Genomic DNA, 23,530 nt, shown 5'->3' with positions numbered 1-23,530 from the left:
TGTTTATGATAACTACCCATTCGAGTCGAGCGCATTCAGCCATCAATCCAGCGCCCGACCTTAAGCTCAGTGTCTGCGGTCTTAATGTTTCTATTGGGCAAAAAAGCGTACTTAGCGATATTAATGTTCAATTTCAGTCTGGCGCTATCACCGCCTTGCTTGGCCCCAATGGTGCGGGAAAATCCACTCTACTTAAGGCATTGTGCCAAGAGATAAAAACGCCCTCTTCGAGTATAAAACTGGGCAATATTCCCTTGGGTGATTGGCCAAGGGCGGCACTGGCAAAATCCTTGGCAGTACTGCCGCAGCACGCCAGCCTTACCTTCCCTTTTGCGGTGTCAGAAGTGGTGTCCATGGGTTTGTATCCCTTAACCCTCAATTACAAAGATGGGGAAACTCTCGTTGCCGAGCAACTCGCAAAAGTGGGCTTAACTCATCTTGCTAAGCGCAGTTACCCGACCCTATCCGGCGGTGAGAAACAGCGAGTCCAGCTCGCCCGCGTCTTGACTCAGCTCAGTCAATCGCCGTTCCCGCCCATACTATTACTGGATGAGCCCACCTCGGCATTGGATCTTGCCCAGCAGCACAGAGTGCTGGAACTGGCCCAGCGGTTAGCCCATGAACAGGCTTATACTGTGGTCTTAGTACTGCACGACCTTAATCAAGCAGCCCGTTATAGCGATCAAATTCTGGTGTTAAAACAAGGGCAAATAGTGAGTGAAGGCAAGCCTAGTGAGGCCTTATCGGTTAAGACCATACGCCAAGTTTGGGATTACGAACCTGTGTATGTTCCCGCTCCCAAGGGGGGACATCCGCTAATTTTTTAGTGAAATGAAGATATTGGCCCTGAGTTTTATCTCAGAATATGGCTATAATCGGCGCGAGTAGACTTTTAGCCCGTACAGCCCAAGTAGGAACTAGATGAAACCCAGTATCTCAAGCGAAACTCAACAAGAGGCCTTAGCCGCAGCCAAGGCCACCCAAAGACCGGGACAAACTAAAGAGCAAACTAAACTCATCGCCCAAGGGATTGAAAAAGGCATAGCCGAATACAAGAAACTTCAAAAAGCCAAAGCCCGCGAACGGGATAAGTTCCGTAAACAACAGTTGAAAGCAAAATCACGCCCAGCAACTGAAGACGAAGATGCGGATACTTTTACCGAACATCTTGCTCCCCAAGGCCAGTTTACCAGCGCCACTTGGGTTGCCATCGCACTCTTACTCTTAAGTTGGATTGGATTTGCAGCATATTGCTCTTGATTAGTGGTGGTATCGGCTTAATAACGGGTTATTCAAAATGATTAGTTAGCGGCGGTTATCCCAATCAAATCAGCAATATCCGTCACATGAGTATCAACCCAGGCACTGCTGATCGGCCCCCAAGTCACCACTCGGTAGTAGCCCGCATTATTACGATTCCCCTCCTGCACAAATTCGACACTGATACCTATATCCTCAAACGCCGCAATGGCATCCTGTAACGTACGCCGCGGCATACCAGTTAACTTATTGAGTGATAATAGATTATGGCGTTCGTCATCCATCAAATGCGCTAAATAGAGCTTACGTAAAAACGCCTTATGTTGCTTTGAAACCTGTTGTGAAACTGGCTGAGGAAGTGGCATAGGATGACTCATTAAAAAACCAAGGGAACTAGTATTAAAACTACTTGATATTCAGCTAATAAGGCAATAGCCAGCATTAAATTGTTGCCCTTTTCCCCATAACCCTTGCATACACTCCATGCATACAGCTAATCACTGTGTGATGCTCAGCCTTGGCGCAGGGAGTTCGCTTAGCGATGCCCTGCTCGTCCGATAAAGCGGTCGATAGTTTGGAACGACTATTTAATGAGGAAATTTTAGCAAAAGCTTGTATTCGCCCCCCAATCGCTGTTATTCATAGGGTAAGTCTCCCGCGTAGAAAGAATGCCAATATGAACCAGACAATCACCGCAGATCAAGTGCTTAGCTTTTGGTTTGAAGAAACCCCTGCCAAATATTGGTGGATAAAAGACGCCGACTTTGATGCACAGATCAAAGCGCGTTTCGAAGGCGTTCTGCAACAAGCCAAACGGGGCGAACTCGCTCATTGGCGTATAACGCCACAGGGGCGATTAGCCGAGATTATCGTGCTAGATCAATTCTCACGTAATATTTACCGCGATACCCCTGCCGCCTTCGAAGCCGATGCCATCGCCTTAGTGCTCGCCCAAGAAGCCGTCGCCCAGCAGGCCGATTTAGCCCTCAAGCCGAAGCAGGTTCCCTTTCTCTTTATGCCCTATATGCACAGTGAATCGGCGGCCATTCACCAAGTGGCAGTAAAGCTTTTTAATCGTGAAGCGGCGCAGGCTAACCTCGAATTTGAACTTCGCCATAAGGCCATTATCGATAGATTTGGCCGTTACCCCCACAGGAATAGCATTTTAGGCAGAGAGTCGACTGCCGCCGAACTAGCCTTTTTAACTGAACCAGGCTCATCCTTTTAATGCTGAATATTTGAATAAATTGAGTTGAGACTTGCCTAGACGCGCTACACTTATTCAAGTGAGTCAGGAAATGGTGTAGCGAGTCTCAAATACAGCAGCTTCTGAGCCCAATGGAGGATTGAGTCATTTATGTTTCATAATAAAATCATCTCCAATTGCTCAAATACTTCCCCTAACTGTTGCAAATTGATAGGGTTACTCGCCCTATTCAATTATCAAATTAGCCAAGCGACCGAGCTTAAAATTGGAGTGAGTCTTTCAATTCCCCCCTATGTGATCCAAGAGACTAACAGCGGACTCGAACTCGAACTGCTCCATCAAGCACTTGCCGTCAAGGGACATAACGCCTCAATTCAATATCTCCCCCTTGCCCGTACTTTCCATGAGCTAAGGGAGGGGAAACTCGATGGCATTATCAATATCAAAGAGGGCATGATCGATAAGGTATTTTACTCGGATGTCGCCATCACCTACCAAAACTGCGCCATCACTCTTGAAAATAAAAACTTTAATATTAATAGCATAGATGACTTGCGCCACCTGAAAGTGGTCGCCTTCCAGCGCGCCTCGTTTATGCTAGGGGAGGAGTTTTCCAGCATGGCTAAGGCCAATAGCAGTTATCAAGAGCAGGCGCGGCAAATACAACAGGTATATATGTTGATGAAACATAGGGCCGATGTGGTTGTGATGGATAAAAATATCTTCAAATACTATTTAAAACAGGCCTACCTTGAAGGAAAGCTGACCGATAGAGAAATGAAGCAAGTTGCTGTATGCAATAAAATATTTCCACCTACTGAATACCGCTTCGCCTTTTTAGATGCCCATATTCGGGATGATTTTAATGTCGGCCTCAAACAAATAACGGGAGATGGTACGTTAGCGGCGCTGCAGGAAAAGTATCGACGCCTTCTATCCCTAGAGAGCGAGGCGTCTAGCACTATAGTGGATCATATCATCCTGAAAAACGACCCGCTCTAAGGGCGAATAAATCCCTCTATTTAATCACCAGTACTGGGCATTTGGCCAGTTTAATGATGTCTTGGCTCACATGGGGCTTGAGAAAATCGGCTAAACCACTGCAACCATGGCTAGCAATCACGACCATACCCACATCGGTGGATTCAGCCAAAATTGCCTCACTCACATCACCATGGCGAATAACGGTTTTAATGCTTAAGCCAGCCGCTAAATCCCGTTGCATTTCCTGTTGCAATGTGTGCATTTTAGTCTCGACAAAAGTCGCCAATGCCTCTTCTAAGGTAGCAGGAGTATCGACAGCGACCCCGTAAAAATGTGCGCTTCGAGACGGGCTAGTCACATGCAGCAATCGGATATTCACTTGATAAAAATTAGCCATTTCAACAGCATATTTAAGTGCATGGGCAGCAGTTAACGAAAAATCCGTAGGGCATAGCACTTCTTGAGTACGCATAATCATATCCATTGTTTGAGTTTTTCAGTTGACCAATCTCAGGAATAAAACCTATCTATTCAGCATCAAAATAGCACTTTTTTATCGCAGTAAGCTAGGTTTCCCTCTCGGGCATGTCGATTAGTTATTCTTTAGTAATCAAAAACAAAGGACGCCTTAGCGCCCTTATACATATATGCTATAAACTCGCTTTTATTTAACAACGAGCACTGGGCAGGCCGCACTGTTCGCTACCGCTTCGGCAACATTAGTGTGCAAAAAGTGGGAGATCCCGGTACGACCATGGCTCGCGATCACCACCATGCCAACATCTTTTCCCTTCGCCTCCTCCAAAATTTGCTCGACGGGATCACCCCGACGGATCAAAGTTGTAATTGGTAGTTCAGTTTTTAACCCCGCGAGTAAAGCCTGCATCTTAGTCGCGGCAGCCTCTTCCATACTCTTAGCAAGTTCCTCTGGGGTGATAGATAGAATCATAAAATTTTCATCACCCATAGGCTGTTCTACCACGTGTAAAATTTTTAGCCCTACGTGATATAGGTTTGCCATTTCAATGGCATATCGCAGAGCATGGGCCGCAGTTTCAGAGAAATCTGTGGGCCAGAGTATTTGACCTGTACGCATAATCTTGACTCCTTCTATGACGCTAATCGAATGCCGAGTTGTTTGCTATTAAGGGACTCAGTTAAAGGGCTCTCGCTAGTCTTTTAACCAAGCAACCGCATCACCTTTATCCACAAAAAACTTCACCTCGGCGGGCGTAAACCAATTTGCCAATTTCGCCATGACTTCCTGCAGGGTCGTCTTACCGACTATGGCAATTCTTTCAAAATGACGAGCGTGCTTCACTCCTAATTTTAGATCATCCCAAGCGGCCTGTAATTCCCAACCATCGAGTTCAGTCACATCCACTAGGGCATAAATATCAGGGTCTTTCACACCTTCCAGCGCGGACTCGAGCACTGGCACCATCATCTCGTAATCTTGATGGGTTAACTTTCCGACGGCCTTAAAGGCGACAAAAAAATCATCATCACCATATCGTTCGATACCAATAGAAATTCCGTGTTTTAACAATGTCATAGATACTCCTTGTCTAACAAATTATCCTATAAGTGTAGAAGCTAAGCCCCTGCTAAGTTGTGATCTTGTTCATAAATGCATCAGATAGCTTGCACTGACTCACTAAGCCAGCTAGGATAAACCGACTAATCAGTCGGTTTATCTATTGAACTGATACACAGTTAAATTGCGCATGTTATTTGCCTATCACACCCATTTATATCTGGAGCAACCACAATGAATATGGCCAGCAACCCTGCTAACGTTTCACCGCTCACAGCGTTACTCCAGCACCAACGCCTAAGTTACCTCGCCAACCCCAATCCCGATTATGGCACCCGCCATGGGCAATTAACTCGACTTAAAGCGGCGGTATTAAAGTATCAAGTCCCTTTAGTGACCGCATTGAGCCAAGACTACGGCCATAGATCCCAAGATGACAGCCTGATCTCTGATATTATGCCTGTGATCAACAACATCAATTACAGTTTGAAAAACCTCAAAAAATGGCTCAAACCTAGTGCGCGTCATGCGGGGATCTTGCTCGCCCCAGCGCGGGTAACAGTGCATTATCAGCCACTGGGGGTTGTCGGCATTATTGTGCCGTGGAACTTTCCCGTTATGCTGTCAATTGGCCCGCTCGTCACCGCCATCGCCGCGGGCAACCGTGCCATGCTTAAATTGTCAGAATTTACCCCGGCAACCAATAAGGTAATAACGCAATTACTGGCCGAGGTGTTTGAAACATCCCATGTGGCTGTGGTCGAAGGTGAAGCCGATGTGGCCGCACAATTTTCAGCCCTGCCCTTCGATCATTTGCTCTTTACCGGCTCCACCACAGTCGGTCGCCATGTGATGCGCGCCGCAGCCAATAATCTCACCCCAGTGACACTCGAACTCGGAGGAAAATCCCCAGTCATTATCGCCCCCGATATGCAGCTGGAAGTAGCAGTAGAGCGAATGATTTATGGCAAGTGTTTGAATGCAGGCCAAATCTGTGTAGCCCCAGATTATGTTCTGTGCCCTAAAGCCAAGGTGGCTGACTTTATCGCCGCCTACCAAGCTAAGTTTAAGGCCATGTACGGTGCAATTAACCACAACAAGGACTATGGCAGCATCATTAATGCACGTCAGTTTGACCGCCTTATGGCAGTGCTAGAGGACGCTAAGGCCAAGGGAGCCAGTGTTATCTCGGCGACGGATGAAACTATCGACAGTGCTAATCGCAAGCTCGCTACTCAGCTAATAACCCACACCAGCGAAGATATGCTATTGATGCAAGAGGAAATATTTGGCCCATTATTGCCCATTATCGGTTATGACTCGCTAGACGAGGCGATTGAATATATCAACCAGAGAGCAAGACCCTTAGCACTCTATGTGATGAGTTTCGATGAACCAAGCCAGCAAAAAATCCTTATGCAGACCCACTCGGGTGGCGTTTGTATTAACGAAACCGTGTTCCATGTGGCGGCGGATGACGCGCCCTTTGGCGGTATCGGCCCATCGGGCATGGGGCATTACCATGGTAAGGAAGGTTTCTTGACCTTTAGCCATGCTAAAACTGTGCTCAGCCGTGGCCGCTTCAACACGGGTAAATTTGTGCATCCGCCCTATGGCACTTTTATCCAACGTATGCTGATGAAAATATTCCTGCGTTAATCCACCTAAATAACTGATCCTAAGTATGCTACATCGCAGGGTATCGCACGCAGGCACGCCATGAACTCTTCCCTGAGGGTTCCACCGAGCCATCCATGGCGCAGAGGGCCAGCTTAGCGATACCCTGCTCGACCTATAAAGTTACCCACAATTCGAAACGGCTATTTAAGAATAAATACCAGCCGATATAGAGAAAGCCAATGCCGGATAACCCATTAAAAGTAAAAATAAATAAACCCATAACGGACAAGCGACAGGCGATACTCGATACCGCCTTGACGCTCTTTGTCAGCCAAGGGTTTCATGGTACATCGACCGCATCCATCGCTAAACTTGCGGGGGTGGCAACGGGAACCCTGTTCCATCACTTCCCCACCAAAGAAGCCCTAATGGAATGCCTATTCCTCACGATAAAACAAGAGTTTGCCGATGCTTTGCTGTTAAACACACCCACAAGCAAAGATCTGAAACACAATGCCCATCAGCTATGGCAAAGCGCCATTGATTGGTCGCTGGAGAACCCTGTAAAACAGCTGTTTTTTCAACAATATTCTATGTCGCCCATGATTGCCGCTAAGGTGCGCGATCAGGCGATGAATAGCATCCTTGGCTTTATTAGCGAACTGATAAAACAGGGGCAATTGATGGGGTTAATCGCCTATTATCCCATTGAACTAATGCTAGAAAATTGCCATGGTCAATACCTAGCGGCGACGCGCTTTTTTATCGATAACCCGCACCTAGGTGCCAACCCTGTGTACCGCGATGCCAGTTTTGAACTCTTCTGGAAAGCGATGGGAGCGGATTAAAACCGCCATATCCCTGCAATCCATAGCACTGCAATCGATAGCCCCGCAACCGAAATTGTCCCATAAAAAAACCGAGCCAATTAACTGGCTCAGTTTTATTTTATGCTATTGATATTTATCATTAATATTAACGCTAAAACCGACTGAACTCTTGCTCGCTAACTCTGACTCAATTCCTGCGCTTTTTCTGCTGGCTGCGCCATTTGAGTTGGGCTCCAGTAGCCTTGCTTTATGCCCTTATCAATTAGCTCAGCGACAGCCAGTTCAATGGCTTGCAATACACAAAACTGCACGGGTTCATTTGTCGTGAACCCCACTTCGGCCTCGGCGAGCCGGTTTAAACTGGTAAAACGGAACAATCCTGCGCGCATTTCCTGGGACAAAACCCGCTTACTGGTTGAAACTGACATCATCACTTTCCCCGTGTGTACATCCACGGCCCGCAGGTAGATAGTCACTAGATCCTCACGGTACATTTCCGATGCGCCAATGCCGTAGTATTCAACACCGGCGCCGCCCGTACTGGTGTTAGTCTCATAACTGATAATCCCACCTTCAAGCAATAATCTCGCGGTAGATAAGACAGGCACTTCATCGGCCTTAGCACCGCTCTGCTTGTTGCTGATTTTGCGCTCTGTGAGTAAATTTTGCAGCCCTTCACGCTCGACTGGGGTAAACCATTTCGAATCGAGCAGTGTCTGGATCAACATCGATGTCGCGCCCTGAGTCACTGCGGTGGAAAATGAACTCACATTCGCCTGTGGCTTATATTGGCCGGTTTGATCGCGAAAGGAATACACGGCCACAGGAATTGGATATTTGGGGCCTGGCTGGGTTTGCAGTCCACTCATAACTTCGCTCACCGGATTGACCTCGGCGGTGGTGATATTGAGATCGGGTTTGGGGACCAAGCTACAGGCCGACATGCTTAACAGCAGCGAGGCAATCAACACTAAGCGCAACATTAGTTTCCCCCTCCAAATGTCGGCATTTCTATCACTGTAACTTCCCCAGTTTCGAGATTGGTGATCGTCAGCATCACACCACTACCCGTTGAGGCGACTTCGATACGAAAATCACCGGTATCATAAACCCCATCGGTGATTTCACCATCGGCAACGCCGCGGGTGATCGAGTTGATAATATTACGTTCTAGGGATTCTTTAAAACGGGTGACAAAGTCCTTCTCGGTCGAGCTGGCTTGATTATCATTCTGTGCTTGGGCCTTATTCAGTAGGAAGGCGCCATTCAATGGATTACCGCCAAAACTGGGATTCACTGGGGTGTAAATCAACTCAGTGGCTTGACCACTGCCTACCACACAGAGTGTGACAAGGGTAAGTAACGTCCTGTAAGTCATTATTATTATCCTAGAAATCGTCCGATGTTCCTGAAAAATCACCTGTTATTGCATTGGCTCGCACTTGCGCTAAATAATCAATCGTCAGCAGAATCGCCTGCTCTGCACTCTCTTTTATCGGGTTTGCACGGCGGCCAAAATGAGTGCTGTAGATCCGAGTCCCGTTCACTTCTAAGGTTAAAACCGTCCCCGCCTGTGGAAACACAGTCTCATACAAAGTCACGTTAAAGCCCTGAGTAAAAGGTAAATCACGCCAATAACTCGAGTAATAAAAACCAAAGTCTTTACCGAATCGAGTCAAGGTTCGGTCTATCACTAAACCACTAATTTCAATGTCGTTATCGGCAAAAGAGCTAGGAGAGGCCAACTGCAGGAATGGGCATAAAATGCAGATCAGTAAACACTGTTTTAAGGATTTCACTTGCCCCTCCCTTTAACCCTGGGTCATCCTAATTTGAAAATGAAGGCTAGGAGAAACGGCTCAATCCCTGCACACATTTTCGATAGCGCAGGTTAACAGGGTTAAAGATCCTTAGTCATTATGCCTAGGGGCAAATTAGCCCAAAGAGCTAAGATAAAAAGGCCAAAATAGCCCATTTGGGTAATACGCTAAGAGGTGTTCGCTAGGCTGTTATGCCTTAACGAATGGATAGATAGGCACTCGGATATTGCGGCCGGATTATTGTGGCAGCCATAACTGCACTGACAGCCCACCACCGCTGCGGTTATGCATGCTAATACTGCCATCGTGGGCCTCGATAATCTCTCGGCACAGGGGTAAGCCTAATCCAGTACCCGATTGTTTTGTCGAGTAAAATGGCAATAGCGCCTGCTCTAACACTTCACCTGACATGCCAGTACCACGATCCTCAATCTTAATACTAAAACCTACACCATCCACTAAGGTTTGCTGCCGGATCGACAGGCTGACGTCTTCGGGGTTTGAACCCGATTCATGGGCATTTTTCAGCAAATTTAATAGCACTTGCTCCAACTGTCCCCGATCGAAATAGCCATCTTCTTCGGGTAAAGCATGGGTGAGTTTAAAGGGATAATGCTGGGTTAATTGGCTAGTAAATTGCACCCAATTCACACGACCGCGTTGGGGTAATGGCAGCTTAGCGAAGCGCGCATAATTGAAAATAAACTGACTTAAATGATTGGTGCGATTCTCAATCGTATCGAAAATCAGCTTGAGCTTAGGGTTGTCCATCTCTTTGGTAAGCAGCCGCCCCGAATTCACCATAGAAGCGATGGGCGCCACCGAATTATTGAGTTCATGGCTAATAATGCGGATCACTTTCTTCCACACGGCCACCTCTTGGCGATTGAGTTCTCGGGTCATCTGTTTGAGCAGGATTAAGTTATGCTGTTGGTTATTCAGTAAAAATTGACCACGACTCAGATACCAGGTTTCCACATCATCTTCACCCATGGCAAAGAGGCCGTTCTTTTCATGCTTCAGCGCTAAGGCGAGTTCCTCGGGTAAATCCACCAGCAACTCGTCTAAACTTAACCCCTCCATTTTCCCTTTGATATGAAATAGGTGGCGCGCCGCATCGTTAGCGTAAATCAACTTTTGATGATCGTTGAGTAATAACATCACATTGGGGGAGCTTTGGATCACTTTATCGAGCAATAACTCCCGCTGGTAAATGTATTGCCTTTCCTGGCGCAATTTTGCCGCAGAATGATTAAATAACCGGGCTAAGGTGTTGAGCTGGCCTTCACCATGCTCTGGAATACTCACGCTAAAATCATTATCACTAAAGTTCAGTAGACCTATTTCGAGTGAGTCCAAACTGCGACCAATATGCCGCGTTAACCAAGCGATACTGAGGCCACAAATACCGCAGGCGAGCAGTAACACAATCACACCTTCCCCTAAGGTCAAACTCGAGACACGCTTGTCCTGTGGGATCTCGGCGGGCGCTACCGTAGATACGGGGGCCTTAGGCGGTAAAATGGATAGCGGCTCTACACGTAAGGGCTCGACAATATGGGGGATAGAATTAAACTGCCCTTCTTTAAGCTGTTCTAACTTGAAGAGTTTTATCTGCAATTGTTCTTGTTTAAGTTGTTCAAGCTTTTGCAGTTCAGCCTTAATCTGCTCGGCCCTCTGGCGCGCTTGCATCGCTGCCGCCAGCTGCAGTTGTTCGGTATTTTTAAGGGCAAGCTCGATGGAAGCGGCGGTTTTTTCCAGCTCTGCAAAGTCGAGTTGCACATTCACATCGGGGATTTCAATCGCGCTAGGCGTAGAGGCAACCGATGCCTTGGGTGAGATATATTTCACCAAGGCAAAGCTGAGCAAGATGCCAAAGGCGCAGCAAGCCATTGAATAAATGATAAGTTTAGTTCGAATTAACACTTAAATTCCTTAATCGATCGCCCTTACTTATACCTAGCATCAGCGCTTAGCCTATGACTTATCTAACCCAAACTTATCCATGCGTCGATACAGCGCCTGGCGACTGAGCCCGAGCGCTTTTGCAACTCTGGCAATCACGCCATGGTGCTGTTTTAGCGCCGCTTCGATATCTTCGCGGCTCACCTCTATCGCCTCATTGATAGATAGTGCTTGGCCGCGGGCAGCGTCATCAGAAAATGTGGCATTAGCGGGAATCGAAGCCGATGCATAAACGGGCTGAGGAACAAACTGTCCTTGTTCTAAATGTCGCGGCTCAGATCTAGCCATAATATGGGACGTCGCCGATCTTGCGGCGCTCACAACGGTTGCCAAGCCAAAGTCAGTTTCAGTCAACACATGGCTTTGCGCCAACAAGACGGCTCGCTTACAGGCATTTTCAAGCTCACGCACATTGCCCGGCCAGCGATGCTGCAACAGCGCCTGCTGTGCGGGTTTACTCAGGCTAAACTTAGTCCCAACAAAATGTTGTACTAAGGGCAAGATATCATCGGTGCGTTGATTGAGCGGCGGCAATGCCAGCTCAATCACATTTAAGCGGTAGAATAAATCCTCACGAAAACGCCCTTCGGCGATATCTTGGGCTAAGTCGGCATTGGTCGCGCTGATGACTCTCACCTTCACCTTTTGGGTTTTATGGCTACCTAAGCGCTCAAACTCGCCGGTTTGTAGCACCCGCAATAATTTCACTTGGCCAGATAAGGGTAAGTTGCCTATTTCATCTAAAAACAGTGTGCCGCCGTCTGCCGCTTCAAACCGGCCAATACGCGCCTTAGTTGCGCCGGTAAAAGCCCCCGCCTCGGCCCCAAACAACTCTGCCTCTAACAAATCCATCGGCAAGGCGCCGACATTGACCTTGATAAAGGGTTTGTTTTTTAAGGGCGAATTGGCGTGGAGAATATCGGCGAGTTTATCTTTGCCCGCACCATTGGGGCCAGTGATCAATACCGACACATCGGAGCGCGCCAGTTGCAGGGCTAAATCAATACAACGCTGCATAGCACCGCTACCAAAGACAATCCCGCAGAGATCCGCATCGGCAATCGCCACTTGGCGTTGATGATTAACCCGTTCCAAACGATGGTTAGCACGGGAGAGTTTATACAGCGCAATCAGGTTTGTTATGCTATTGAGTAACTTAGCATCATCCCAAGGCTTGCCCATATAATCGGCGGCACCCGCTTTGACTAATTCAACTGCGGTTTCAAGCTGGGTCCAGGCCGTCATCAAAATGATCGGCAGATCCCCTTGGCGTTCGCGCAGGGCATAAAACAGCTGCCGCCCCTCCTCACCCGAAGTGGTATCCCGAGTAAAGTTCATATCTTGGATCACTAGATCCACATCTTGCGTCGTCAATAACCTAAGGGCGTCTTCTGGACTATGGCAAATCAGCACCCGATAATCATTAAGCTCTAACATCAAAGCTAGGGCTTGGCAGATGGCATGATTGTCATCGACGATAAGGATGGTATCCATAAGTATGCGTTCTGTCCTAAGTAAAATCCGTTAACCGTAAAGTAACAAAAAGTGCAATAACATCCTATTGTTATCGCACTTTTATCCTACTTTCATCCTCGCTTGAGTGACATCCAAAATGCCGCTATACGCTGCGGGTTGCCGTCGCTGGCGAAATATTTGCCGCCTTGCGCGCCGGTAAGTAAACCGCCAGCGTGGTCACCACAAATAAACCTGCCACAGTAAATAATGGATAGCTTAACGCCAACATAGGTAAGCTATAGATTTTCATTAACTGTTGCCCTAGCTGTATCGCTAACAAGCCGCCCAGCACGCCTCCCGCTAAGCAGATCAGATAATTCTCTACGAGAAAGTAACTGACAATATCGCGCTTTTTGGCACCCAGTGCCCGGCGGGTGCCTATCTGCTTAGTACGGCGCTGGATATTGAACATCACCATGCCCGTTAAACCGAGGGAGGTAATAAGTAGCAGCAACACCACCATCATAGTCAACACTGTGATCATCAGTTGATGGTCACGGTAGGAACTCTCCTTTAAGACCTCGATTGACTTAAATCGATCCAGCACTCGATTAGGATTTTCAGCCAATAGCGCCGCCGTTATCAAGGTTTTCAGCTCGGCGTGGTGCTCAGGTTTAGCGCGCACCATATACGAACTGCCACCATAATCCACATTTTGGATAATGCTGTTTTCAAGCTCAGCACTGTCAATCCACGCGCCTTGCAGTTTATCGACGACCCCAATCACAGTGATCTGCGCATCTTTACCCTCGTACAACACTTTGCCCAGTGCCGATTCATCGGGCCAAACGGCCTTCGCTAACGCGCTGGAGATGATGGCTAATCGACTCGGGCTATCGAGATTATCTTTAAGCTCATGGGGATAAAAGTTACGCCCCTCAATCAGCTTAAGGCCTAAGGTCTCAATGGTGTGATCTGTCCCTAAATACATGGCAAATTGCGGTGTCGATTTAGCGCTATCCGGATCTGGGCCCAGATTTAAAGTGCTCGACCAGCCGCCACCGCTCAAAGGCAGCATATTGGTTGAGGTCGCAGCAATCACATTGGGTAAACCCCGTAAAATTTGCTGATCAATTTTGTTCTGCGCTGTTTTATCAATCGAAGAATCGAAATTGTACAAGCTAAGGGTTAAGACTTCTGACTCTTTAATCCCCGAATCACGCTGCATCAGGGCTAAACGCTCTTGGATAATAAAGCTCGCGTTCGCCACTATCGCCACGGATAAAACAATCTGAATAAGCAGTAGGATTGGGCCGCTTTTACTGCGCAATAAACTGCTAAAAATAGGTTTAATATGCAACATAATTCGTCCCTTACTGACTTTTCAGATAAACGCTAGGTTTAGTACGACACACTACCCACGCTGGATATAAGCCAGCCAACAAGGCTGTGCCAACCGCAATACTCGGGGTGATAATCCACATACTTGGCGATAAATGGGTTAAGCCCTTGGCAACATCAAACTGAGCCGATAAGCCGTAGAGTGAGGCGTAGGCCCAAGCCAGTCCCAGTAAGCCACCCAACAAGCCAATCATGCCCACTTCCACCATATATTGAGCGAAGATTTGGCCACGGCTAGCACCAATGGCGCGGCGAACTCCCACTTCGGGTGCGCGCTTGAGGAACTTAGTCAGCATCAAACCTAATATATTGACTAAACAAACACTTAAAAACAGCATACTCAAACCGACCAAGATTTTATTGTCTTCGGGCACCACATGATTGTATTCAAGCCAAGTCGCCACATCGGAGACTTTGACCGAGTCAGCGGCGGATTTATTATCCGTAAAACGCCCTAGGGCTTTCTGCTCACCGACATAATTGCTCAGCCAAGTACGGTAACTGGCTACTGCGTCTTTATTTGGCAAATCAACCCAATACAGCAACCACACTTTTTCAGAGTTAAGGCGATCGCTGTAACTATTCGTCGACTCAAACTTCCAACCCGACGTATTACCCCACACATCAAACTCTTCGATAGGTGTTAGCGAAAACGGCACAAAAATTTGTTCCGACTCGTTAAAGGCACCGTTAGTGGGATCGTAATATTTAGGCTCGGGATTCCAGGCTTTAATCACCCCAACGACTTGATAAGGCTTGCGATTAAGATAGATAACCTTGCCGACACTGTTTTGCCCCGCAAACAGTTTTTGATTGAGTTTATCGTTAATCACCACTTGATAAGCAGGCTCAGTGTCGACGGATTTATCCCACACGTTGCCGTATAAAAATGGCACGTCAAACATCTTAAAAAAGTCGCTATCCGTTACTCGAATGCTTTGTAAAATAGGTACAAAATTGACATCGTCTGTTTGCACTGCCATCCCAGAACGAAACATCACGGCTTGGCGTTTGGGTAAGGTATTGTTGCGTAAATTCATCGCGTCTTGGTAAGTCACTAACGAATGAAATTCATCCCAAGAATCGGGGCCTTGACTCCAAAGCTGTACCGCATTTAACTCATCGGAACGCTCAGCCGCAGGGTTAAACGACATCATCTTGTACACGTTTAACGTAGTGATAGTGATACCAATACCAATCGAAATCGCCAACACCATCAACAGCGACAGCACTGGGGTTTTCTTAATGCTGCGCCAGGCTAAATCAACATAGTAAAAAAACATAATGCGTATCCTTAGTCAGCGTTGGCGACAAGTTTGTCTAGTGGCTCTGTCGTCGCAATTTGCGCGCTGCCACGGGGCTGGTACATAGTAAAATCACACACTTGGCCGTCGACAATTTGAATATTGCGCTGTGCGCGGCGAGCCAGTTCTGGGTCATGGGTGACCATAATAATAGTCGTGCCCGCTTGGTTGATATTTTCAAGTAATTCCATCACTTGACGCGCCATTAAGCTGTCGAGGTTTCCCGTAGGTTCGTCGGCAAGCAGGAAGCGCGGCTCACCCGCCAATGCACGGGCAATCGCCACCCTTTGTTGCTGTCCACCCGATAGCTGAGTCGGAAAATGCTTAAGGCGTGAGGCTAAGCCCACTTGTTCTAATGCCTGCTCAACCCGGCGTTGACGCTCCTTAGCATTAAAACCACGGTAGCGCAGCGGCACTTCAATATTTTCCGCCAAGTTGAGGTCAGGAATTAAGTTAAAACCTTGGAAGATAAAGCCAATTTTCTCGTTACGGATAGTGGCGCTCTTGTTATCGCTCAGGTTAGAGACATTAATGCCATCGAGAAAATAATCACCGTGGGTAAAGCCTTCGAGTAAACCTGCGATATTTAAAAAAGTCGTTTTACCCGAGCCAGAAGGACCCGTTACCGCGACAAATTCACCTTCATTCACTTCGAGGTTAAAATCGCGCAGGGCGTGGGTTTCGACTAAATCCGTTTTAAAAACCTTACTCACACTCTTCATAGATAACATGCTAATTTCCTTAAAATAATCATATCAATTTTACGCCCTAACTCTATGCCTAAACGGCTCTATGCATAGCAGCAGGATCAGCCGAAAAATGGCTCAACGACAGACTCTAAAAGCCACACAAAAGCGCCCAATATCAGGTCGGCGCTCTCGAGTGAAACCTCACCCACTTGGTGAACCTCATCCAAAGGATTGGTCCATTCCAACAAATTGAGTCCAAGGAAAAACCAGCTATTGGCCTCACCGATACCGAGTTCTACCGCTATCACGAGTAACACTAAGGCCAACACGCCGCACATTTTTGATGACATCAACTCGCGAATATCAAAGTCTTTATTGCGCATATCTAGCTCCTATTTCCTATCGCAGTATTGCTCGCCAACTGCGGTGTTAAATCCTTTAATTGGGTGTTGGCTGGGTCGGTTATCAATGGATTCTGACCTGTTCGGCGTTATTGAAGGGGTTAGTGCTTGAAATGACCCACTCATCGCCGGCTTTGCCGCCATCGAGCACTTCGACTTGGCTCAGGCTAGTGCTGCCAAGTTTGATTGTGCGGCGACTGGCTAAGTCGCCCTCAATTTGGTAAACCTCATTGCCACCGCCGCTGGTCATAAAGTCGCCACGTTTTACCATCAACACATTGGGCCTGTGCTCTAACAATACCCGGGCCGAGATACGTTGGTTCTGACGCAGTTTCAAGCTGTCGCTTTGATCAAACTGCACCCTAGCGGTCACTTCACGATTACGCACTTCGGGGGAAATGGACGATAACTGACCCATTAACTTCACACTGCCGAAACTCAGCTCGACTTCCATGCCTAAACCCAAATCGTCGGCATAGGACTCAGGCACGGCAAGTTCGGCCTCATAGGCACTTAAATCGACGACGGTTAGAATTGGTTGGTTGGCGCTCAAACGCGTTTTTTGTTCGGTGAGCCAATTGCCGATAATGCCAGCAACGGGTGCCTTGATATTCAGGGCGTCGACCTGACGTTCGAGTTCTTGCACCGCAAGACTTTGACGTTCGACTTCTAACGCTTTGTTTTTGATTTCAAAGGTAAGCGTGTCTTTGGTGAGTGCCACTTCCTGCTGGGCATGGGCAAACTTCAGCTTAGCCTTGTGTAAATCATCTTTGCCCTTCTCATAGTCAATCTGACCAATCAGCTGACTCTGAATAAGCAGCTCACCGCGGCGGCTCTCCCTGTCGGCAGCCTCGAGGTCGACCGTTGCCATATCTAAGGTTTGATACGCCTGCAACTGGTCACGTCTGGCATCCAACTTAGCGCGCTCTAAGGCACTCTCCATGCTGGCTAATACTGACTTGGCCTGCTCTAACTGATTCGAAAGTCTTGGGCTATCGAGTTTAGCCACCACATCGCCCTTATTGACTGTGTCGCCAGGATTACTCAGCAGCGTCACTGTGCCTTCCTCTGTGCTATACAAAATCGGCGCATTGGCCGCCACAATTTTACCTGTGGTCGCCACATCACGGGTGAGGGTTCCCACATAGAGAGTGGCGGTAGTGATATCGCTACGATTTAAGGATTTACTCACGTTATCGGTACCAAAACTTGCCCACACTAAGGCACTCACCAATAAAGTGCAGCCGGTAATGATCATGGGGGCTTTGAGACGTTTAGTGGTCGATGGCACAAGGATAGTATCTTGGCCGCTGGTATCTTTAATCATACTGTTACTCGCTTCCCTGTCTGGATCATCTGTGCCTGCAAGATTAAGCGGACACTATTGGAAATCTATGCAATGAAAATAGCAAAGCCTATGCCAAATCCATTAACCATATGTTTTTACTTGAATTAATATATTTTAAGCGGCAAAGTGTCCGCGGACACAGGGACTTAACCCCAAAAGTGTCCGTGGCTGTTTACTAAAAAGTGTCCGATTGAGGAAAGCGGTTCCTAGAACTAGATTTATTCGCCAAAGCGTCGAGTTTCCCTTTACAGTAAAATCCCTGCCACATAAGATCCCGCCACCCTCGCAGCAAAAACGATCAGAAGAAAAGCCTATGACTACAATCACAATCACTCGCCCAGACGACTGGCATATTCATTTAAGGGATGGCGCCCAGCTTAAAGATACAGTGCGCGACATCAGCCGCTATATGGGCCGCGCTATCGTGATGCCAAACTTAGTGCCACCCGCTATCGATACCGAAACCGCGCTAGCCTATTACGACCGCATTAAAGCGCAGGTGCCCGCGGGCTCACAGTTTGAGCCTTTGATGGTGTTGTATTTAACCGACAAAACGAGCCCTGATGAAATCCGCAAGGCCAAAGCCTCGGGTAAAATTGTCGCCGCTAAACTCTACCCTGCGGGCGCGACGACCAACTCGGATTCCGGCGTAACCGATTTGAAGAACATCTACCCCGCCCTCGAAGCTATGCAAGAAGTCGGCATGCTGTTTTTAGTGCACGGTGAAGTCACAGATTCAGCGATTGATATTTTCGACCGCGAGCGCGTCTTTATCGAAAATATCTTAAGCAAAATCGTCGCCGATTTCCCAAAGCTTAAAATCGTGCTTGAGCATATCACCACTAAAGATGCGGTCGATTTTGTCACGCAAGCCTCTGATAATGTGGCAGCAACCATCACGGCCCATCATCTGCTGTATAACCGCAACCATATGCTGGCGGGCGGTATTCGCCCACATTTTTACTGCCTGCCGATTTTAAAACGCAACACCCACCAGCAGGCGTTATTGGCGGCTGCGGCAAGTGGCAATAAAAAGTTCTTCCTCGGCACAGATTCGGCGCCCCACGCCAAAGATAAGAAAGAAGCCGCCTGTGGCTGCGCGGGTTCCTACACGGCCCACGCCGCCATTGAGCTCTATGCCGAAGCGTTTGAGTCGGTGAATGCGCTGGATAAACTCGAAGCATTCGCAAGCTTTAACGGCCCAGATTTTTACAATCTGCCACGCAATACCAATACCATCACGCTAGTGAAAACCCCATGGAATGTCCCCGCGACTTACCCGCTGGGCGATACTAACGTAGTGCCGATTCGTGCTGGCGAAGTTATTGATTGGCAAGTTAAATAAGCCTTAAGTCTTTAAAGCCAAGTCGCCTACGGGCGACTTTTTTATGCCCCAGATTCATTTTGATTTTTAAATCACAATCGGCTAGTGTCTCTCGCTTAAAATACTGCCCTAACCCATGACCTTTTAAGAGAAAATCAGTATGCCCACAAGGAAGTTATTCTCGGTGTTATCTTCAAGCCTATTACTTGCTTCTACGCTCCCCTTACCGACCTTTGCGGCCAATGAACTGACTGGGATCTGGCAGGGACAATTAGGCAAAAGCAAAGTCAGAGTCTGCTTTAATCAATATGGAACAGGCAGTTATTATTATCAACGCTACTTAACGCCGATAAAACTCGAGTTTCAAGATGGACTGTGGAAAGAAGAAGGCAATACGGGAAACTGGCAGTTTGATACCGTCACGCCACAAAAGCTGAGCGGCCATTGGTTTAAAGATACCGCGAGTAAGGCATTACCCGTGCAACTTGAGCGAGAAACCAGTCCAGATGATGTAGAGGATTGTGGCGCCGATGCCTATAACCTGCCACTAGAAACAAGGCCAAAACTCAGCCGAGGGAAATGGCAAAGCTACGAAAATATCGAGTATCGCCCGCTGACATTTGGCACAGATGCGGGAATTGAATTTAAGGGCCCGCAAACGGGTATTTTGGCTATTAATCAATGGCTTGAACATAATCTCACCGATAAGACCCAACTAGCACAAACCTTTGACACTCGCCGCAGAATGCTGGCACAAATGGGCAGTTTTGTGACGGACGAAACCTTTGCCGAGCCAATTTTTATAAATCAGCATTGGCTCAGTGTGCGCTTATATCGCTGGGCGGCAGGCTATGGCGCTAATGGCATTAATCAAGAGTTTGTCAGTTTCTCCCTTACCGATGGCAAACCTTTCCACCCGTGGCAATGGTTTCTCGCCGATACTCAGCCACAAAGCATACTCGATAGTATGAGTCATCCTTTACCCCCAGCATTAAGGGAAAAATTTTTTGCAGGTAAAGAGTTAGATCCTGAATGTACCTCATCAGACGGCTCGGGATATTATCAGCTCACCCTTGAGGCAAAGACCATCAAATTCTGGGAAACGCCCCGCGGCGATGGATGCGAACAAGAGTTTGTCCTGAGTCCGCAGGAGGCAATGCCCTTTGCCACCCAATGGGGACAAACACAGCTTAAGTTATTGGAATAGTTTACTAACCCGAGAAAAAATCTAGGGGGAAAGAACGCTGCCATAGTGATGGTCGTGATAGCAACGGCAAGCGCCCTTTCCCTCACAAGAACAGTGACTCATTATCGAACTAATCTTATTTAAGCAAGGAATCATCTTGAGCGACTTAACTCCAAAAATATCGACACCCGTAGCGTTGGTTCAAGCCCAGCTTGAAGCCTATAACCGACATGATTTGGCAAGCTTTGTGTCGCTATTTAGCGAAGATGTCTGCATCTATCGCCCACCCGCCACAGAACCCGTTATCCAAGGCAAGGCCGCCTTTCGCGATTTTTATCAAAATGAACGCTTTAACCTACCCCATCTGCATGCCGAGATCCTTAGCCGTATGGTGGTGGGCAATAAAGTTGTCGACCACGAACGCATCAGCGGGATTAAGGATGACCCCTTTGAGGTGATGGCAGTGTTTGAGGTGTCTGATGGGTTAATTCACACCATGTGGAGTTTTGTTGTAAGTCCCAGATAAAGCGCAGCATGATACCGTGGCCTTGTAGGCGCCATTGTTGGTCATCAAGGAAGCCGCTAAATCAACCGAGGCTATGCCAGCCGCACTTTTCAATCGCCACACTCTATGGTTTTGATCGCGCTCGCGGATCCCGATGCATTTATGCTCGACTAAATTCGGCGAGATTGTTGAGCAGACCATATATGTCGATATAGGTCGGCGACGGCGACAATATGAGAATAAAAACTTGTACTTACCCTGTCTTTTATCTTAGTTTTTCTCTGGATTTTTCATTGACGATAAAAAGTTAAATTAAGTTGGATTTATAGAAAATGTTTGATTAACATATTGCGCTTCATGGATTATATGGAATAAATCACTATGGCTTGGAAGCATTCAGGGAAAACAACCGCATTCGATTACATTGGCTTAGATGCCGAAACCGCGCAGGCATATGGCATAGTTTGTGACACCATCAGTTTAAAAACCGCCCGCATTTTTATTACCCAACAAGCTTTGGCCATGCTGGCGAATCTCAATCACTTCGATCAGCGTAAAGTCGTGAAAGAGATAGCCCATGTCTGTAACAATCCCAACAGTTGCAGTTCAATCAAACACAGCAAGCTCCCCTTTAAACGCCTGTGGCGCAGTAAAGATCAATTCCAGTCCTATCATTATTTGATTGACTATAAAATTGCCGCCAACGGCCGAGTCGTCATCCACGATATTTATTTCGATGAAGATGTTACGGGTGCCAAGACGCGACATAGCCGAGAAAGAAATATGCTTTACAAGATAAATAGAATTCCTGGGGCGAAGAATTTCAATGGTGCTTGGGATAGTGATGACTTAGATGAGTCGAAAGCGGCTTGGGGAAGGCCAGATCCCACTCCGCAGGTAAAAACGCTGCATGCGGCGGTCAATGGCATGCAAAATAGTCTCAGGAAGGCGGCTTGGTTGATGGGGACTCACTTAGATGTCGCCTACCCAGAGGATGATTTTAAGACCTATACCTTGTTTCACAATCCCACTGATCGCATGTTCTACGATGTGGTCGAATGTGTGTTCGATAAGCGTCAAGGCACCAAGTCACAGAATGCCCAGCACCTAGCGGCTATTTTGCAGCAGACGCAGCAGAAGGGCCAAAAAACCAAGTGGGTGGTGCATAGTCAGGGGGCGATCATTTTCAGTGCCGCCCTGGAGGAATACCGCAAGAGCTATACCGGTGCCTTAACTTGCCATCGAGTTGCAGTGCATTCGCCTGGGGCCTGGTTACCCAGATTAAAGCAAGCTGCGACTGCATTGGGAGTGACTGTCGTCAATGAACGCAGCAACCCCTTCGACATAGTGCCAAATCTGGCGGGGACCAATGATCTTTCGCCCAGCAGCCTGGCCCGCAGTCTGAAGTTTATGGGCTTAACCTTCCTAGGCTCGGAGACGACCAGCCCTCATACCCTGCCTTTCTTGGGCCTGGAGTCCTATCATGCTCAGTTGCGCTTTGCTGGAAATCACAGGCGTGCTAATGATGTCTTGAAATACATAGAAAAACACACTTAGATGGTCAATGAGCCGAGGATCGATACGGCAGCAACATGGCAACTATCATAAGGTACTAATACTGTATGGCACTATTACGTAAATTATTGCGCCGCTATCGCGGTGGCCCGGATTTTAGTCGGACCTATACTGAAAATTTCTACTTGGGTGAACAGTTTAAACTGTCATTTCAGCTGCCAGTGTGTAATCCACCCAAGCCCCCCAGAGCCAAGATAGTCAACTATCCCTTGGAACAGGCCAATTGGTTTGAGGAGAATAGCTCCCAGTTATGGCACCAAAAGTATATATCTATTCATGAGGTGTACTGGTATTTCTGGCCCTTGGTACAAACCCCTTTTCGCGGTGAACAGGGGGATTTACGCTTAAATCTGATACTGGGAAAAGTAGCGCCAAACCAGCCTTCTCCTAAGCATGCTGCGGAACTGGGGCAGGCCCTATTGGATCAATATAATGGTTACTATAATGCCGAGCCCAATGAGGAAACTGGCGCGGGTTTGAATACCAAAATTATCAATGAGGTCGAAGCGCATTCGGCCAGACGGGCGACTCCCTTCACAGAAGAGGAAAAACAAGAGCTAATCTCCAAAAAGATGCGAAATCGCGGCTATCCCAAAATCACCGAATATGAGGTATTTAACTTTAATCAGGTTGACTGGGTACTCTACCTAGAAAATGAAGTTGGTGTACACAAATATCGATATGCAACTTTACTTAAAGATGGTTGGTATCTGATGGCAAAATTTACCCTCACCACCAACATGTCTGACAATACCAAACCTTGGTATAAGGATGCCGAAGCCGCTATCGAGCCTATGATGCAGCAGATTAAACTGCAAAAGCTTGAACAGCTGCCGGCGAGCGATAACCTGTTGGCGGCGCCCTAACTTTTATGCACGCGATCCTGAAATTACTGCGCCGCTATCGCGGCGGCCCGGATTTTAATCGGACCTATGCTGAAAGTTACTACTTGGGTGAGCAGTTTAAACTGTCATTTCAGCTGCCAGTGTGTAATCCGCCTAAGCCTCCAAGAGCCAAGATAGTCAACTATCCATTGGAGCAGGAGAATTGGTTTGAAGATAATTATCGGTTTATTGCCCACCAAAAATACATACCTCTGCATGAGGCCTATTGGTATTT

25 protein-coding genes and 1 pseudogene are annotated in these 23,530 nt (G+C 47.5%); 12 read left to right on the top strand and 14 right to left on the bottom strand.

The features are described from left to right. Positions 1-5 precede the first annotated feature (5 nt). Complete coding sequence (locus tag COW15_RS08160; RefSeq protein WP_293631672.1) at positions 6-827, top strand: heme ABC transporter ATP-binding protein; 822 nt, start codon at positions 6-8, stop codon at positions 825-827. A gap of 94 nt (positions 828-921) precedes the next feature. Continuing rightward, positions 922-1,260, top strand: coding sequence for a DUF2956 domain-containing protein (locus COW15_RS08155; RefSeq protein ID WP_293631671.1), 339 nt, complete (start codon positions 922-924; stop codon positions 1,258-1,260). Between the two features lie 41 nt (positions 1,261-1,301). Here COW15_RS08155 and COW15_RS08150 read toward each other — a convergent pair whose 3' ends face one another. After that, positions 1,302-1,625 (bottom strand): winged helix-turn-helix domain-containing protein, encoded by a 324-nt coding sequence (locus COW15_RS08150; RefSeq protein ID WP_293631670.1) that lies wholly within the window; start codon positions 1,623-1,625, stop codon positions 1,302-1,304. A 311-nt stretch (positions 1,626-1,936) separates the two neighbouring features. Between COW15_RS08150 and COW15_RS08145 the strand changes: the two genes are divergently transcribed. Beyond that, the gene (locus tag COW15_RS08145) at positions 1,937-2,488 is read left to right on the top strand and encodes a DUF924 family protein (protein ID WP_293631669.1); all 552 of its coding nucleotides are present in this window, start codon (positions 1,937-1,939) and stop codon (positions 2,486-2,488) included. Between the two features lie 129 nt (positions 2,489-2,617). Then, positions 2,618-3,469 carry a transporter substrate-binding domain-containing protein gene (locus COW15_RS08140; protein ID WP_293631668.1) on the top strand — a complete coding sequence of 284 codons (852 nt, stop codon included), beginning with the start codon at positions 2,618-2,620 and terminating at the stop codon, positions 3,467-3,469. Positions 3,470-3,485: 16 nt separating this feature from the next. Here the strand turns inward: COW15_RS08140 and COW15_RS08135 are convergent, their stop codons facing one another. The 3 genes from COW15_RS08135 to COW15_RS08125 form a co-directional block, all read right to left on the bottom strand. After that, positions 3,486-3,923: a universal stress protein gene (locus COW15_RS08135; RefSeq protein ID WP_293631667.1), complete on the bottom strand. Its 438-nt coding sequence runs from the start codon at positions 3,921-3,923 to the stop codon at positions 3,486-3,488. A 192-nt stretch (positions 3,924-4,115) separates the two neighbouring features. After that, positions 4,116-4,547: a universal stress protein gene (locus tag COW15_RS08130; RefSeq protein WP_007645251.1), complete on the bottom strand. Its 432-nt coding sequence runs from the start codon at positions 4,545-4,547 to the stop codon at positions 4,116-4,118. A 75-nt stretch (positions 4,548-4,622) separates the two neighbouring features. After that, positions 4,623-5,006 carry an STAS/SEC14 domain-containing protein gene (locus tag COW15_RS08125; protein WP_007645249.1) on the bottom strand — a complete coding sequence of 128 codons (384 nt, stop codon included), beginning with the start codon at positions 5,004-5,006 and terminating at the stop codon, positions 4,623-4,625. A gap of 216 nt (positions 5,007-5,222) precedes the next feature. Between COW15_RS08125 and COW15_RS08120 the strand changes: the two genes are divergently transcribed. Together COW15_RS08120 and COW15_RS08115 are read left to right on the top strand one after the other, a co-directional pair. Continuing rightward, complete coding sequence (locus tag COW15_RS08120; protein ID WP_293631660.1) at positions 5,223-6,647, top strand: coniferyl aldehyde dehydrogenase; 1,425 nt, start codon at positions 5,223-5,225, stop codon at positions 6,645-6,647. 200 nt (positions 6,648-6,847) lie between these two features. After that, positions 6,848-7,456, top strand: a complete 609-nt coding sequence (locus COW15_RS08115) for a TetR/AcrR family transcriptional regulator (RefSeq protein WP_293631658.1) — start codon at positions 6,848-6,850, stop codon at positions 7,454-7,456. Positions 7,457-7,614: 158 nt separating this feature from the next. Here the strand turns inward: COW15_RS08115 and COW15_RS08110 are convergent, their stop codons facing one another. The 10 genes from COW15_RS08110 to COW15_RS08065 all read right to left on the bottom strand — a co-directional run bounded on the left by COW15_RS08110 (position 7,615) and on the right by COW15_RS08065 (position 17,800). Then, on the bottom strand, positions 7,615-8,421 hold the full coding sequence (locus tag COW15_RS08110) for a CsgG/HfaB family protein (protein WP_293631656.1): 807 nt from the start codon (positions 8,419-8,421) through the stop codon (positions 7,615-7,617). Further along, positions 8,421-8,816 carry a curli assembly protein CsgF gene (locus tag COW15_RS08105; protein ID WP_293631654.1) on the bottom strand — a complete coding sequence of 132 codons (396 nt, stop codon included), beginning with the start codon at positions 8,814-8,816 and terminating at the stop codon, positions 8,421-8,423. Before COW15_RS08105 ends, COW15_RS08110 begins: the two co-directional genes overlap by 1 nt. 10 nt (positions 8,817-8,826) lie before the next feature. Next, complete coding sequence (locus COW15_RS08100; protein ID WP_293631652.1) at positions 8,827-9,237, bottom strand: curli production assembly/transport protein CsgE; 411 nt, start codon at positions 9,235-9,237, stop codon at positions 8,827-8,829. Positions 9,238-9,495: 258 nt separating this feature from the next. Further along, positions 9,496-11,184 (bottom strand): ATP-binding protein, encoded by a 1,689-nt coding sequence (locus tag COW15_RS08095; RefSeq protein ID WP_293631650.1) that lies wholly within the window; start codon positions 11,182-11,184, stop codon positions 9,496-9,498. Positions 11,185-11,235: 51 nt separating this feature from the next. Further along, positions 11,236-12,717 carry a sigma-54 dependent transcriptional regulator gene (locus COW15_RS08090; protein WP_293631649.1) on the bottom strand — a complete coding sequence of 494 codons (1,482 nt, stop codon included), beginning with the start codon at positions 12,715-12,717 and terminating at the stop codon, positions 11,236-11,238. A 124-nt stretch (positions 12,718-12,841) separates the two neighbouring features. Further along, on the bottom strand, positions 12,842-14,041 hold the full coding sequence (locus COW15_RS08085) for an FtsX-like permease family protein (RefSeq protein ID WP_293631648.1): 1,200 nt from the start codon (positions 14,039-14,041) through the stop codon (positions 12,842-12,844). A 10-nt stretch (positions 14,042-14,051) separates the two neighbouring features. Beyond that, the gene (locus tag COW15_RS08080) at positions 14,052-15,362 is read right to left on the bottom strand and encodes an ABC transporter permease (RefSeq protein WP_293631647.1); all 1,311 of its coding nucleotides are present in this window, start codon (positions 15,360-15,362) and stop codon (positions 14,052-14,054) included. Positions 15,363-15,373: 11 nt separating this feature from the next. Beyond that, positions 15,374-16,114: an ABC transporter ATP-binding protein gene (locus tag COW15_RS08075; protein WP_293631646.1), complete on the bottom strand. Its 741-nt coding sequence runs from the start codon at positions 16,112-16,114 to the stop codon at positions 15,374-15,376. A 77-nt stretch (positions 16,115-16,191) separates the two neighbouring features. Continuing rightward, positions 16,192-16,455 carry a hypothetical protein gene (locus COW15_RS08070; RefSeq protein WP_293631645.1) on the bottom strand — a complete coding sequence of 88 codons (264 nt, stop codon included), beginning with the start codon at positions 16,453-16,455 and terminating at the stop codon, positions 16,192-16,194. Between the two features lie 82 nt (positions 16,456-16,537). Continuing rightward, a complete protein-coding gene (locus COW15_RS08065) occupies positions 16,538-17,800 on the bottom strand; it encodes an HlyD family efflux transporter periplasmic adaptor subunit (protein ID WP_293631643.1) in 1,263 nt (420 codons plus the stop codon). Between the two features lie 334 nt (positions 17,801-18,134). Here COW15_RS08065 and pyrC point away from each other — a divergent pair, with 334 nt between their 5' ends. From pyrC to COW15_RS08035, 6 genes and pseudogenes are all read left to right on the top strand, one after another. Beyond that, a complete protein-coding gene (gene pyrC, locus COW15_RS08060) occupies positions 18,135-19,166 on the top strand; it encodes a dihydroorotase (protein ID WP_293631641.1) in 1,032 nt (343 codons plus the stop codon). Between the two features lie 139 nt (positions 19,167-19,305). Continuing rightward, positions 19,306-20,352, top strand: a complete 1,047-nt coding sequence (locus COW15_RS08055) for a hypothetical protein (RefSeq protein WP_293631639.1) — start codon at positions 19,306-19,308, stop codon at positions 20,350-20,352. Positions 20,353-20,488: 136 nt separating this feature from the next. Continuing rightward, positions 20,489-20,857, top strand: a complete 369-nt coding sequence (locus tag COW15_RS08050) for a nuclear transport factor 2 family protein (protein ID WP_293631637.1) — start codon at positions 20,489-20,491, stop codon at positions 20,855-20,857. A 360-nt stretch (positions 20,858-21,217) separates the two neighbouring features. Continuing rightward, a complete protein-coding gene (locus COW15_RS08045) occupies positions 21,218-22,393 on the top strand; it encodes a hypothetical protein (RefSeq protein ID WP_293631635.1) in 1,176 nt (391 codons plus the stop codon). Positions 22,394-22,458: 65 nt separating this feature from the next. Further along, the gene (locus tag COW15_RS08040) at positions 22,459-23,277 is read left to right on the top strand and encodes a hypothetical protein (RefSeq protein ID WP_293631633.1); all 819 of its coding nucleotides are present in this window, start codon (positions 22,459-22,461) and stop codon (positions 23,275-23,277) included. Between the two features lie 5 nt (positions 23,278-23,282). Continuing rightward, positions 23,283-23,530: pseudogene (locus tag COW15_RS08035) on the top strand (hypothetical protein); the annotation flags it as partial.

It is taken from the genome of Shewanella sp. CG12_big_fil_rev_8_21_14_0_65_47_15, assembly GCF_002783505.1.
Taxonomy (GTDB): Bacteria; Pseudomonadota; Gammaproteobacteria; order Enterobacterales; family Shewanellaceae; genus Shewanella.
This window is presented reverse-complemented; position numbering and strand designations above follow the sequence as displayed.